Origin of the sequence: Rhizobium sp. C104, from assembly GCF_022354505.1 — a bacterium.
GTDB lineage: Bacteria > Pseudomonadota > Alphaproteobacteria > Rhizobiales > Rhizobiaceae > Rhizobium > Rhizobium redzepovicii.
In genome coordinates this window covers 1-13,997 of the sequence record NZ_CP092353.1, presented here as the reverse complement: position 1 = coordinate 13,997, position 13,997 = coordinate 1, and the positions used below count along the sequence as shown (strand labels likewise).

At 62.0% G+C, this 13,997-nt stretch carries 13 protein-coding genes; 11 read left to right on the top strand and 2 right to left on the bottom strand.

Annotated features, from left to right (window positions below):
• Positions 1-374: 374 nt before the first annotated feature.
• A complete protein-coding gene (locus MF410_RS32155) occupies positions 375-743 on the bottom strand; it encodes a hypothetical protein (protein WP_239621112.1) in 369 nt (122 codons plus the stop codon).
• 102 nt (positions 744-845) lie between these two features.
• Between MF410_RS32155 and MF410_RS32150 the strand changes: the two genes are divergently transcribed.
• The 5 genes from MF410_RS32150 to MF410_RS32130 all read left to right on the top strand — a co-directional run bounded on the left by MF410_RS32150 (position 846) and on the right by MF410_RS32130 (position 6,117).
• Positions 846-998: a hypothetical protein gene (locus MF410_RS32150; RefSeq protein ID WP_239621111.1), complete on the top strand. Its 153-nt coding sequence runs from the start codon at positions 846-848 to the stop codon at positions 996-998.
• On the top strand, positions 995-1,561 hold the full coding sequence (locus MF410_RS32145; RefSeq protein WP_096771492.1) for a hypothetical protein: 567 nt from the start codon (positions 995-997) through the stop codon (positions 1,559-1,561). The genes MF410_RS32150 and MF410_RS32145 overlap by 4 nt, the downstream gene beginning before the upstream one ends.
• 1 nt (position 1,562) lies before the next feature.
• Entirely contained in the window at positions 1,563-4,958 is a 3,396-nt protein-coding gene (locus tag MF410_RS32140; RefSeq protein ID WP_096771493.1) for an ATP-dependent helicase, read from the top strand.
• 83 nt (positions 4,959-5,041) lie between these two features.
• Positions 5,042-5,731 (top strand): multiubiquitin domain-containing protein, encoded by a 690-nt coding sequence (locus tag MF410_RS32135; protein ID WP_096771494.1) that lies wholly within the window; start codon positions 5,042-5,044, stop codon positions 5,729-5,731.
• Positions 5,731-6,117, top strand: a complete 387-nt coding sequence (locus MF410_RS32130) for an E2/UBC family protein (RefSeq protein WP_141399549.1) — start codon at positions 5,731-5,733, stop codon at positions 6,115-6,117. The genes MF410_RS32135 and MF410_RS32130 overlap by 1 nt, the downstream gene beginning before the upstream one ends.
• Before the next feature lie 5 nt (positions 6,118-6,122).
• Here MF410_RS32130 and MF410_RS32125 read toward each other — a convergent pair whose 3' ends face one another.
• A complete protein-coding gene (locus MF410_RS32125) occupies positions 6,123-6,620 on the bottom strand; it encodes a hypothetical protein (protein ID WP_239621109.1) in 498 nt (165 codons plus the stop codon).
• A 64-nt stretch (positions 6,621-6,684) separates the two neighbouring features.
• Between MF410_RS32125 and MF410_RS32120 the strand changes: the two genes are divergently transcribed.
• The 6 genes from MF410_RS32120 to MF410_RS32095 all read left to right on the top strand — a co-directional run bounded on the left by MF410_RS32120 (position 6,685) and on the right by MF410_RS32095 (position 13,509).
• Positions 6,685-7,461, top strand: coding sequence for a ThiF family adenylyltransferase (locus tag MF410_RS32120; RefSeq protein WP_275593052.1), 777 nt, complete (start codon positions 6,685-6,687; stop codon positions 7,459-7,461).
• Positions 7,454-8,977, top strand: coding sequence for a phosphotransferase (locus MF410_RS32115; protein ID WP_239621103.1), 1,524 nt, complete (start codon positions 7,454-7,456; stop codon positions 8,975-8,977). Before MF410_RS32120 ends, MF410_RS32115 begins: the two co-directional genes overlap by 8 nt.
• Positions 8,978-8,990: 13 nt before the next feature.
• Complete coding sequence (locus MF410_RS32110; RefSeq protein ID WP_141399551.1) at positions 8,991-9,470, top strand: DUF6527 family protein; 480 nt, start codon at positions 8,991-8,993, stop codon at positions 9,468-9,470.
• An 804-nt stretch (positions 9,471-10,274) separates the two neighbouring features.
• Positions 10,275-11,468 (top strand): transposase, encoded by a 1,194-nt coding sequence (locus MF410_RS32105; protein WP_239621100.1) that lies wholly within the window; start codon positions 10,275-10,277, stop codon positions 11,466-11,468.
• Positions 11,468-11,944, top strand: a complete 477-nt coding sequence (locus MF410_RS32100) for a transposase (protein ID WP_239621097.1) — start codon at positions 11,468-11,470, stop codon at positions 11,942-11,944. The genes MF410_RS32105 and MF410_RS32100 overlap by 1 nt, the downstream gene beginning before the upstream one ends.
• Before the next feature lie 647 nt (positions 11,945-12,591).
• Complete coding sequence (locus MF410_RS32095) at positions 12,592-13,509, top strand: recombinase family protein (RefSeq protein ID WP_096772351.1); 918 nt, start codon at positions 12,592-12,594, stop codon at positions 13,507-13,509.
• Positions 13,510-13,997: the final 488 nt, after the last annotated feature.

Here is a 13,997-nt window from a genome sequence, read left to right as displayed (position 1 = left end):
CAACTTTAAGAAGACCAGTCTTGGAGACAAATGAACTTTTGAGACGTTTTCTTTGAAAGCATGGGGCCGAGTTATAGTCCGGCTCATCGACCACGAGACTCGCCTTCAGAAGGCCATGCCCATTTTTGGTCCGGTGCCCCGCTCGACATCAACTTAAAGATGTTGGATTCTCGAAATGTGATTCGAATCGAATTTTGACGCGGAGCCGACAAAATGAACCCGCGGACCATTCCGCCGCTCAGCAAATATACGAGAATGACCGAGGTCGAGACCGAGCTTGCCGGACTTGAAACGCTTGGGTTCGACGAGCTTATTACGCGTTGCGAAATTTCCGACCGCTCGAACCCCGGCTATATACGCTCGGAATCGCTGGTCTACAGGATGCGGGCGACGCGGTCGGACAATAATGACGCAAGGTTCAACCGGTTGTTTGTGCTTTTCTCCGGCGCATCGCCCGCGCCTTGCCGCGTGCCGAACGCACGGTCGACGGCAAGGTTCTGGTCGATGCGGCCACGAAAGACATCAACGATGCGGCACTCGACCGTATTCGCCTTCTCGTCAGCCTTGACCGCAGTGGCGGCGACCGTCTCGATTTCTACGAGGTCCATTTCGACGAGGCGGTCGCGAAGCTTCGCCTGAGCGCACGCAGGCGTGTCTCCGTTCGCGCCGAACGCGAGACCCCGATCGAAGTCGATGACGACAGCGGGGCTCTCGTCGCGTCGGCCCAGACGACCGGCGCGCATGCAAATGATGCGGATGATGCAATTCTTTCAGATCCTATTTTCCGGCCTCGGCTGTTGGCGGCGATTGATGCTTTGCCACAGGAACAAAAGGAGGTCATCACCATGACGCTTGCAAATATCCCGAGCCAGTCGAGCGATCCCGATATTGCTTCAATCAGCGGCCTCTTGCACTGCGATCCGCGCACCGTGCACAATCGCCGCAAGCGGGCTATTGCGGCATTGCGACAGGCGCTCGGCCTCGGAGAGGACAAATGAGCAAAGATCAGCCGACCCCTGAGACATTGCTGACAAGCTTCGCCGTCGATTTCCGCAAGGATCCCGTCTCGCTCGGCCGCTACTGTCAGCGCTATCCGCAGAATACGCACGACTTCGTCGCGCTCGCCCATGAACTGCTCTTGTTGCAGAGCGTTGAACAGGACACTCCCATCGACGCGGCCACCGATCGATGGATTGCCAACCTCACCCCTACCGGCCCGTCCCGGACCAGTCCCTTTGCGGGCCTTGATCGTTCGGCCTATGCCGCGCTCCGCGAGAGCCTCGGCGTTCCTGGCCCCGTCATCAACGCCTTTCGCGATCGATTGATAACGCTCGGGAGCGTGCCGTTGTCCTTCCTGGAAAAGTTCGCCGCCGGGCTGAATGTCGGCATCCAGGAACTTGCGGACTATCTTTCCGCTCCTCCGAGCCTGTCGCGCGGGGTCCAGTATAAGTCGGACGGCAAGCCTGGGGCGGCAAGCGACAAGCTGAGTTTCAAGGCAGTGCTGGAGGAGGCGAATGTCTCCCCGGAACACGTTGCAGAACTTCTTCTCGACGAGGACTAGGATGGATACGGTCGAACTCGGCCGTCAGGAGGCCGCAAGGATCCACGCCCGTCTGGTTGAACAAGGCATAGATCCCTGGGACCCGCTGGCGCTGGTGGAAGCGGCCGCCGATCGCTGCGGCATCGTCGACATAACCGGTTTGAAGCCGGGCGGCGCGCTTCTGGCCCAAGCACGTGCGAGCTACGACCCGCACAGCCATAGCATTCTGCATGAAGACACCGGCAATGCGTTCATGAACGCCTTCCTGATCGGCCACGAAATCGGCCATGCCACCCTCGGTGACGCGCGATTGCCCGACCAGGCGCGCGACCCAGATCCGGCTCGTTCGGTCGAGGCGGCCCCCGATGGCGAAGAGCGCGTCGCCGATTATAGCCGCAAGTCGCGTCGCGAGGTGCAGATGGACCTCTTTTCGCGCGAGCTGCTGATGCCGCGCGCATTCCTGCGTGAGCAACACCTGGCGGGCATGAGCGCGAACGCCATAGCGGCGAAGCTGGGCGCGCCCTTTGGCGCGGTTGCCCAGCAATTGCTGGACGCGCTACTCTTGCCGTCGGTCGAGCTCAGACAGGACGCCTGCGACACGTTGCCGCTGAACGATCGTCAGGCGCGCGCCGCAGCCCATCGCGGTGGTGCCTTTCTGCTCGAGGCGGGCCCGGGTACGGGCAAGACGAAGACCCTCGTCGGCCGCATCTGCGACCTCATCGACAAGGATGCGGTCGACCCGCGTACCATGGTCGTCCTGACCTATTCCAACAAAGCGGCCGGCGAATTGTCGGAGCGTATTGCAAAGCGTGCGCCGCAAGCGGCAGCGGCCATGTGGATCGGCACCTTCCACGCCTATGGCCTCAATCTGGTGCGCAGCTATCATAGGGAGCTCGGATTTGCTCGCGAACCACGGCTGCTCGATCGCACCGAAGCCATCGATCTTATGCTCGACAGGGTCGCCGGTCTCGATCTTGCCCACTACCGGGATCTCTCCGATCCGACTGACAAGCTGCGCGATCTCCTGTCTGCGATCTCCCGGGCGCAGGATGAGGTCGTGCTTGCGCCAGATTATGCCGCTCTCGTCGACAAGTTGGCCGCTTCGGACGGCGCGTCGGGCGGACGGGCGGACCGGGCCCGCGAAGTCGCGCGCGTCTATGAGAGCTACAGCGACCTGAAGAGGTCGCTCGACTGCGTCGATTTTGGCGATCTCGTCGCCTTGCCGACGCATTTGCTTGAGACGCGCCCCGAGATCGCGCGCGCCGTCGCCGCCGATATCGGCCATATCCTTGTCGACGAATATCAGGATGTGAACCGGGCAAGCGTGAGGCTCCTGCAGCAATTGAGCCCGGGTGGTCGCAACCTGTGGTGCGTCGGCGATGTCCGTCAGTCGATCTATCGCTTCCGGGGCGCATCATCCTTCAACCTTTCCCGTTTCGAGACGCAGGATTTCAAGGGCGGCAGTCGCGATCAGCTGGAGGTGAACTATCGCTCTGTGGGCGAGATCGTCGACAGCTACCAAGCCTTCGCGGCTGGCATGCAGATCGAAGGGGCCACGCCCATGGCACTGAAATCGAACCGCAGGGCCAGCGGCAATCCGGTCGAATTCCGCTCCGTCGACGGCGACACCGAAAGGGAAATCGACGCTCTCGCCGACGGCATCCTGGAAATGCGCAATGCCGGTCATGCCTTCCGCGACCAGGCGCTCTTGTGCAGCGGCAACGACCGGCTCGCCAAGATCGGCGCCGGCCTCGAGGCCAGGGGCATTCCCGTCCTCTATCTTGGCAGTCTGTTTGAGCGGCCGGAGGTGAAGGATCTTTTGGCATGGCTTTCGCTGTTGATCGACCGGCGCGCCATGGCGCTTGCGCGCGCGGTCGCCACACCGGGGCTGACGATACCGCTTGGCGATCTTGGTCGTTTCAATGAAGCGCTCAATAACGACACGGCCAGACCACTCGATTGGATAAAACACCCGCCTGCCGGCCTCAGCGAGCCAGCCGCGGCGGCCGTTGCCGCCTATTCCTCCTTGCTTGCCGGCTTCGACGCCAATTCTCCGCCCTGGGATACCCTCGCGCAATTGTTGCTCGACCGCAGCCGTATGGCGGCACAGATTGCCGGCGCCGGCAACATGCAGGCGCGCGCAAAAGGGATCGCCCTTTGGCAGTTAATGAATTTCGTGCGGACCCAGCCCGCAGGCCGCACCGGAGCCATTTCCGCCCTGCTCGAGAGGATCCGCCGGCTTGTACGCCTCTCCGACGACCGGGACCTGAGACATATTCCGCAGGCGGCAGGCGGCATCGACGCGATGCGGTTGATGACCATGCATGCCAGCAAGGGCCTTGAGTTTCGCGTCGTGCACATCCCCGGCATGGCGAAGGGTACCTTGCCGCGCAACGCCGCCGCGCCAGCCTGTCCGCCGCCCGACGGCATGATCGAAGGATCGGACCTTGACGGCGAACGTTTCAATGATCGCGAGCATATGCAGGAGCAGCAGTGTCTGTTTTATGTCGCCCTGTCGCGGGCGCGCGATCGGCTCCTCGTCTACGCGCCCGGCCGCACGAAAAAGTCCGAGCGGCAGCCCTCACCCTTCATCGCCCGGCTCGGATCCGGCCTGTCTCGGCTCGGCGTTACGCCGTCCAGCTTCGATCTGCCGCCCGACAACCCGTCGATCGCGATAATCTATCGCGGACAGCCCCTCTTCCGGCAGAGCGAGCTTGCCCTCTACGAGCGCTGTGCGCGCCGTTTCTTTTATACCCATATCCTCAAACTCGGCGGCCGGCGTACCACGACCGCCTATGAGGACATGCACGAGATCGTCCGGCAGGCGGTCCGCGAGCTGATCGCCACCGGCACCATCGCGGCGGAGGCGGCCGGTCCGGATGAGATCGTCGAACGTCTCTGGTCGGCCTCGCCTCTTGCTGCATTGCCGGCCGCGCCGGCCTATCGCCGCCTTGCCGGCGAACTCGTCCGGAATTTCGTCGCCATGAACGACGGCAGGCCCGTCGCCCCGCCGGACCGCCTGTCCTTTACGCTCGCCGGGGCAACGATCGAAATCGAGATCGACTATGCGCAGACGGATGCCGCCGGCGTCATGCGGGCATTGCGGCAGGTCCAGACGGGCCACAGGCGCACGACGGCGATGGAAGGCGCTGCCGTCATGGCGACGCTCCTTGCCGTCAACGATCAGGCACCTGGCTGCAGCGCCGAAATCTTGTTTCTTTCCGACGCAGGCCACGAACGGCTCAGCCTGCAGGATGGGCCGCTCGACACGCGGCGGCGCAAGCTCGAGGCCAATATCGCCGCCATACTGTCCGGCCAATTTCCGACCAAGGCATCGCCGCGCACCTGTCCGAAATGCCCGGCGTTTTTTATGTGCGGAACCGTGCCGGGCGGAACATTCGAAAAAAATTTCGCCTGACCTTTCCGGTTATCGTTCCTCGCAGGGATTGATCCAGTGCACGTCACAGCAGACCGCGGTGACAATCATGAGGATCAATTCCGATGCAAGATAACAGTACCAACAAGGGCCATCCCGCCGAACTCGCCGTCGACGGTATCGTCTTCAAGCCGATCGCGCTTTCCGACCCCGTGCCACTGGGCCGCCAGCTTCTGGGCGCCGGCAAGCTTGCGCCGCCCGAGGCCTATAGCCTCTATGCCATTCTTCAAACCGGTGACTTCGAGGATGTCCGTCTCGACGAAACCTTCGACCTGCGCGCCAAGAGCACCGAACGCTTCATCGCCTTTACCGGTGACCGTATCTTCCGCCTCTTTGCCAATAACCGGGAAATCAAATGGGGTCTCGAAACGATCGACGAGGCGGCGCTGCGCCTGTTCAGCGGTGCGTCGGACAATGAGGCGGTTTTTCTCGAGGTTCGCGGCGGCACCGACCGCCTGATCAAGCAAGGCGAAGCCATCGACCTCACGCGCGACGGCGTCGAGCGCTTCATCACCGCGCCGCGTCCGAAGACCTATCACTTCTTCGTCAATGGCCAGAAGTACGAAACCGACCAGCCGCAACTGACCGGTCTGCAGATCAAGGCACGCGTTTCGGGCTGGAACCCCGAACACGATCTTATGCTGGAAGGCCATGGCGACGATCCGGACCGCATCATCGCAGACGACGAGATCGTCGATCTCGATGTGACGCCTGCGCGCCGCTTCTCCTCTGTCCCGAAGGCGAATTTTGGCTGATGAGCACGATCCTCGAACGTCAATTTGACGAACTCCGGGCGCGCTTTTCAGCCGCCGAAAAACGCCTCTTGCCGAGCGGAACGACGCTCGTGAGCGTGCCGGCCGTCCTGCTGCCCGAAGGATGGTCGGCAAGGCAGACCACGATCCGTTTTCTGGTTCCGGTGGCCTACCCTTACGCCGCCCTGGACTGCTTCTGGGGTGACAATAGCCTCAGGCTTTCCTCGGGCAACCTGCCGCAGAATGCGGCCTCGGACAATGCGATCCCGGAAACCAGCGAAAGCGGGCTGTGGTTTTCATGGCATCTGACAACGCCATGGGACGCAAACCGCGACACGCTGTCGGGCTGGATGAACACCATCATCGACCGGCTACGGAGGATCCAATGAGCGGACTACGTACGCTGCAAGGGACCTGCAGGAGCCTGGCCGACGATCTGCTGGCGGCAACCGGCGCCGAGGCCTGCGCAATCGGCTACGCCCATTTCGACCAGATTACCAAAAGCTGGGTGCTTGCCGAAGCCTCGCCGGTCGACCAGTCGGCCTATGTGAGCCGGGGCCCGACCTCGGTCTGCCTCCACCCCGCCGTCCTGGTCGACATTGCCAATCGAGCGGGCATCGAGCGCCTCAGCCCCGTCATGATCCATACGCATCCGCACGCCGCCGGGAGGCCTGTCTTTTCGTCGATCGACGATGCCGGCGAAAAGGAGATGAAGGCCTTTTTCGACCGGCGTGCCCCGCAGGCAAGTCCATTGGCAATGGTGATCGGACCGCAAGGGCTGAGCGCCCGTCGTCTCGGCCTGCGGACGCCCGTTGACGTCTGGGAGGTCGGAACCGGGCTGACGCTGCTGAGCGACGCGGCGGCAGGCTTCCAGGAGGGCGATCTGCGCCACGATCGGCAGATCCGCGCCTTCGGCCGGGACGGCCAGCAGATGATCGCAAGGCTGAAAATCCTGGTTGTCGGCGCCGGCGGCACCGGATCGGCGACGGTGCAGCAGTCTCGCCTATCTCGGAGCCGAAAACGTGACGATCGTCGATCCCGACAGCGTCGAGGCGACCAACCTCAATCGGCTGATCGGGGCGACGGCAGCAGATATCGGCACGCCGAAGGTCGATGTCGCCCGCCGGGCCATGCTTGCCGTCAATCCGAAGGCGGCTGTGCAGGGCATTGTCGGCGATATCGTCGACGGCCCGGTCGCAGGCCTGATCGGCGGCTTCGATTTCATCTTCCTGTGCACGGATTCGCATGCCAGCCGCGCCGTCGTCGGCCAGGCCGCCTACCAGTATCTCGTGCCGGCCATCGATGTCGGCGTCAGTGTGACGGTTGCCGACGGTCTGGTCTCGCACATGACCGGCCGGGTACAAATGCTGGCGCCCGGTCTGCCGTGCCTGACCTGCACCGGTGCCTTGAACGGCGAACAGATCCGCCGTGAGATGCTCACCCCGGCCCAACGCGCAGCCGATCCCTATGTGCTCGGCGCACATGTTCCCCAGCCCGCGGTCGTTTCCATCAATTCGACGGTCGCCTCGCTTGCGGTCACGATGTTCCTCGGAGCCGTCACGGCCATGCCCGCGCAAAGCCGCTTCCAATATTATGACGGCGTGCGCGGCACGGTGAGGCCAACGGCTGCCGCCCAGCGCTGCGGCTGCATCGTCTGTTCACCATCCGGCGCGCTCGGCCATGGCCCAAGCTGGCCGCTGCCCGTCCGCCCCGCAGGAGCACACCATGTTTGACGAACGCCGCAACGTGCTGTGGATCGGTGAAGCGCCCGGCGCACTGATGATGCGCGAGTTTGCCAATCGCCGTTGCATCATAGAACGATGTGATCCGACATCGCTGTTCCCGAATGCCGGCTTCGCACGTAGTGTCGTCGTGAACGTCAATGGGCGACAGGAAGACGAGCTCATCAAGGCGGTCGGACGCGACGCCCTGCAGCTTGTGGATCACGGTCTGCGCGTCGATGTGATTGCGCCCGACGATGCCGCGACGGGCCGTATCCAGGATCGTCTGGGAACGCTTGCCGGCCTACCTTCCGTCGGCCTGCATACCGCGCCTCAAGCGCCCGCCATCGCCGAGGTGATTGCCCGATACGATGCGGGCAAGGTGCCGCGCCTGGACCTCGACATCAACACGTCCGATGACCGCGAGCCACTACGCGAAGCCGACAAGATCCTGTTCAAACGGGCCTTTCCTCACTGCAGCAGGATCGCGCTTGTCGAACTGGGTGGCGGGCGCTCTGCGGCTCGCGTCTTTGCCGTCCATATGATCGTCGACCGTTCCAACATCGGTGCGTGGCCGCAACCGGCATTCGCAAAGCTCGACCGACGCGACAAGATCGCACAGGAACACGACAATTATCGGAATTTCGCGGAGCGCTTCATCCCGTTCGGACTGCGTCCCAATATCGATGAACTGATCCACGGCAGCCAGCGCAGTCTTCTCGTCGGCAGTTTCGTTGACCGCTCGGAATCGCTCTGGACGCTTGCCCGGCGCAATGTCGCAGGATCAGCCATCACCGCCCTCTTGGATGAAACGTTGGGTGGCTGGCGCGACCAGGGTTATGCGAGCGATCCGGTCAGAGGCGCTGTCGCGGTTGCCCTCAGGAACATTGGCGTGTGGAACCCGGATCGGATTGATCCCTGTTATGTCGAGCGTGCCGCCGAGGCCGGGATCTTTGAAACACCTGAGACGTTGTGGACCGCTCTTGCATCACTTGAGCAGACCTATCGACGGGCCCCGATTCATGGTGACCTGCATGGCGACAATGTGCGGGTGCGCGGATCTAGTGCCATCCTGATCGATCTGGCTTCGGTAACGCTCGGGCCTTTGACCGCCGATCTTGCCGCACTCGAAGCCTGGCTGGCATTCGAGTTGCCACCCGACGTCGACCAGCACCGTTATGACGATCCGGAATGGACCACGGTGATCGAACGACTTTATGCACCAACGGCCTTTCGCCATCCCCCGGGCCTGCTCGCCCGGCAACACGCTTTGCCTGGATCGAAGCGGTTGTCCGCCAGATCCGCACGATGGGGATCGCCATTCAGACCTGCCCCGGCGAATACCAGACCGCCGTCGCCGTGCAGCTCCTGCGGCGCTGCCAATGGGCGGATGGTCCCGATGCCGACCGCGGGCGCCGCGCAAGGGGCTACCGGATCGCCGCCCGTCTTGTCGCCGATCTTTGCGGGGGCGCACCATGACGTCGCCAGCACGCAAGATCCGCTGGCGCGGAAGAGGCGAATATCGTGATGATACCGAAGCCTTGCTCGAACTGCCCGGCGATACCGCCGCCGTCATCCGCACCCGCCCCCGTTCGCTGTTGATAAGATGCCCAGACGGGTGCGGTGACACCCTGGTCATCAACCTTGATCCTCGAGCGGGAAAGGCATGGTCTCTGACGGTCCGGGGCGAGCGTTGCTCGCTTTATCCGTCGGTATGGCGCGAGGACGGCTGCCGCAGCCATTTCATCGTCTGGCGTGATCATATCGTATGGTGCGGGCGCTTCGAATACGGCAATGAAGAACCGTCCTACGACGGTCGCCTCGAAGCCAAGGTCATTGCCGCATTGGATGAAGCGACCTATCGCAGCGGCTCTGATATCGCCATCGATATCGATGAGATCCCGTGGGATGTTCTGAGGGTCTTGCGGCGACTAACCTGGGGCGGGACGGTCGAGGAAGGCGATAAGGACCGCCGAGGACATTTTCGGCTTGCGGGCGCTGACAGCAAGGGCAGCAGGTGATTTGACATCTCCAGCCCAGTGGTTTTGCCGCCATAACCATTCCTTTTGGATCAGGTGCCAGGCGCCCATGCACAGTGATCTCCGATGGATCACCTCTCGGAAGGCTGACGGAACCGATCGAGGTGGCGCCTTGGAGGAGATGTGATGTCGAATAGAAGGCCGCTTAACGCCAATAGGTTAGGTGAATATGGCGAGACAACATTCAGCACTCTACGCGCCAGGGCGGGCCTGATTGCAAACAAGCCTATGCGCGAACGTGCGGGGTAGACTTTTCAGATCGAGGTTCCGCACGCTGCTCTGAAGACGTCGTTTCCTGCCGACGAGCGCTCCATTCCCGATCCACTAGTTTTCAGACAGACGTTTGCCCCACGATAGCGGACACGACCGAAATTACAGGATCCGTCGCGCCGCCTGCGGCGTGACGTCGAGCTTGCCCCTTCCGCCCACGCCCGGGCGCCTGAGCCTCGGCAATAGCCGTGTTGGAACGGGCGAGTACCGCGTCGATCGCAGCTAACTCCGCCGCGGGGGATCGGAAATCTTGGGCCTCTCCCGTCCCCCGGTCGGCCGTGTCGCGCGGCGGCCGGTAGACCGGTAGCGACTCCTGCGCCACCGAGCCCACCCACCTCTGGTGTAATGTCCCCGCCATGACCGCGGAGTATCCGCAGCCCTCTGGGGTCAGCGCCCAGACGGTAACTGGAGCAGATCTGGGCGCAGCCCTCTGGGGTCAGCGCCCAGACGGTAACTGGAGCAGATCTGGTGGCAGAAGGGATTCCTGTTTTTTGTGAATCATGATTCACTTCCTTTATGACGAAGCGCCGCCTCCCCATGGCCGAGCATGCCGACACGCTGTCGCTGAAGGCGCTGCGGGAGTTGGTGACTGGTCTGGTGGAGCGGGCTGATCGGGCAGAAATCCGGATCGAGAAGCTTGAGGCTGACAACCGAAAGCTTCGAGAAGACAACGACCTGCTCAGGGTAGAGAACACGCGGCTGAAGGTCGACAACCAGCTTCTGCGCGACGAGATTGCGCGGCTTAAAAACCTGCCGCCACGCCCACCCTTCAGGCCCTCGGGTATGGACCAGGCAACGAGCGACAAGGCGGTGGCCGGCAGCCGAAAGCCGGCGCGGCGTCGCGGGCCGAAGGGCGACACGGGGAGCGCCACGCGCGAAGAGGTACTGCCTGCCAGAGCCCCACCTGGATCGCGGTTTAAAGGCTACAAGGATTGCGTGGTCCGGGATCTGGTCGTGCGGGCCGAAGTGGTGCGCTATCGCCGCGAATGCTGGGTGACACCGGAAGGACGCACGATCATTGCGCCGCTGCCAGCAGGGATAAGGGGCGGCTACGGCGCCAGTCTGCGTCGCTTCTGCCTGATGCTTCATAGCCATGGGCAGGTCACAACGCAGCGATTGACGACCTTGCTCAACGATGTCGGTGTCGAGATTTCCAAACGCCAGGTCATCCGGTTTTTGACGCAGCGGCTGGACGGCTTTCATGCCGAGGATGCCGCCGTGCTGCATGCGGGCTTGGTCTCGGCTCCCTTTGTCACGGTCGACGACACTGGCGCCCGTCATGCCAACCGCAATTTCCATACGACACAGATCGGAGGCGAACATTTCACCGCCTTCCGCACTACGCCGTCGAAGTCGCGGCTGAACTTTCTGGCCCTGCTGCGCGGCAACTATCAGGACTATGTTCTCAACGATGCCGCCTTCACCTTTCTGGAAGACCGTCAGGTCGACCCCGCCCTTCTGGCGCGGTTGAACACACGCCAACCGCGGCGGTTTGCCAATCAGGTTCCGTTTCTCGAGTATCTGGCCGCCAATGGGGTCGACATCTTCGACAAAGAAATAATCCGCCCGTTTGCCGAGGCCGGCATCTGGGGCGCCATCCGCCATCATGGTCTGGTCGGCAATGCGGTGATTGTGTCCGATGATGCCGGACAGTTCCGCGTCGGCACCCATGCGCTGTGCTCCACGCCGAACGGTTGCTGCACAAACTGATGCCGGCGACACCCGGCCAAGTACGGCATGTCGAAACCCTGCGGGATCTCATCTGGCGCTTTTACAAGGCCCTGAAAGCCTATCAGCGAAGACCTGATCCGCGTGCAGCCCGGAGCCTTCAGGCCCGGTTCGATCGGATTTTCTCGCTGCGCACCGGTTATGGCGACCTCGACAAACTGCTGTTTCGACTGAGACGCCGCAAGGCAGAACTGCTGCGGGTTCTCGAGCGGCCTGAAACCCCGCTCCATACCAATGCGTCGGAAAGAGATCTGCGCGGATTTGTCATCAAGCGAAAGATTTCCGGCGGCACGGTCAGTCGCAACGGTCGGCAGGCGCGAGACAGCATGCTCGGCCTGATGAAGACCTGCCAAAAGCTCGGCCTGTCGTTCTGGCACTATCTCGGCGATCGGCTGGGGATCAATGACGAAGATCATCCTATTGCACCCCTCGCCTCGATGGTTGCAGCACGCGCCTGAACGCTCTCGGCCCTTCGAGCACCCTGCTCTGCGTCAGACATGCTGATTGTATTGGCATGGCCACCAAATCAGCCCCGCTTACCCCCCGCTTACTCAATATTTCGCCGTTTCCGTTTCATTAACCATATGAATTAATGCCGTTCTTTTCTGTCCTGGAAGCCAGGATGGCATTAACTTCCGTCATCGCTTGCGTCGTTTAGAGTTCGCCTCACTTCCGATAAGTAATGCTTATCGGACGTGATTGCTATAACACCGCAAATCGGCGATGTCGGTCGTCCTGGATGACCGGAAAGGCCCGGTTTTCGGCCTTCTAGGGCGATGTCGGCCGGATTAACCGGACTCGCCCAAGCAGAATTCGACCCGCGCCGTCGGGCCAAGTGATCTGGCGCCGATACCGAAACAGACTTCAATACCCCATGAGCGAGGTCTTAGTCGTTCCACTATCTTCGGAACCATTGGTTTTCCGGCATTTCCGTCACAGAAGCCCGCAGGCACGCGTTTGCCTATGTGGACGGCCCGTCGCTCGTCTTGGGCGACGATTTGAGTCTGGCGGCCCGCTATTCAGAGCTTAAAACACGCTTGCAACTGATCATTTTCTCACGCATTCCTTATCTGTACAAAGCACCTGAAATACCCGTGAGAAAACCATGGCAAAACGGCCAGGCGCCAATCCATCGTCAGCACCCAAACGGCTTATCGGCTATGCACGCGTCTCGACTGATGATCAGGTCCATGATGCGCAGATGGACGAGTTGCGCGCCGCCGGCTGTGAGCGGATTTTTCAGGAGCAAGCATCAGGTGCTTCACGGGCACGGCCCGTCCTAACGAGACTGCTCGGCGAGCTCGCCGCCGGCGACGTGCTTGTTGTTGTCCGGCTGGATCGCCTTGCTCGGTCGGTCAGCCATCTGTTGCAGGTGATCGAGGACCTTGAAGAACGCGGCGTCCATTTCCGGTCGATCCGCGATCCGATCGATACGTCCACACCACAGGGCATGTTTTCCCTTCAGGTCCTCGGCGCGGTCGCGCAGCTCGAGCGGGCGCTCATCGCCGAGCGCACCAAAGCCGGCATTAAGGCGGCGAAGGCGCGCGGCAAGCTTCCTGGAAATCCGGGTCTGCGAGAACGACGGCCGGAGGCGATCAAGGCAGTCACGCAAGCACGGCATAAGTTATATCTTGATGAACTTATTGCATCGGCGCAGACGTGGCTGCCAATGGTGCGGCAACTCCGGCCGCAGCACAGTTGGGACAATGTCGTGCGGGTGCTCAATCGCCGTGGCCACGACTGGACCGTCGAACGCCTTCGTCGCGCTGTTCATCGCATGGTCCGCGAAAAGCTGGCGGAGAAGGAACTCCTTGCTCGGTCCCCTCGCCGCGCTCCCGAAGACTACCTGATGAAGCTGGTGGCAGCGATTGCCATTGCCGATCCCAATCTGTCGCTGCGCGACATCGCCGCGCAACTGGACCAGATGGGAGAACGGCCTGTCCGCGGCGGCAAGAAGTGGCAACCGTCCTCGGTGCGGGTCCTGCTGGACGAAGCCCACCGGTTTGGCCTCATTCGCCGCTGAGGGCACGGTTCATCCGGCAACCGATGGCAGGGTGTTTCTTCTTGCCGCTATTCGACGGCATAGCTTGCAGGTCCGGCTTTGGGGATCTGCAGCGCCAGGACCGCTAGTCGCTATCGCTCCACAGTTTCGGCTCAGCGCCTACATCCTCGACCGCGGAGGCGGCTTCTTCCCCCTGCTCGCCCTCCCTCCCTCGGAACATGCTGCGGCTTCAGCCGCGGCGATTACGTTCCGTAGAGGCGCGCGGGCCATGACCCTCGACGGCGCCATTGAAAGCAGAGAACGGCCCCCTCCCCTCGCGGCCAATCCATCTCGGCCGCACGAAGAATTCGGGCGCGAGCTAGGACCCAGTCAGACAGTGTTTGTTTCATTCAAAATCCCATAAGCGTTTCGGCGTTCTTTCGAGGATGGTCGACAATTCGGTTGGGCCTTTGTCCACGCCGGCAGCTATGATTTCTACAAGAATGACTACGGCCAAAATCTGCGAACAT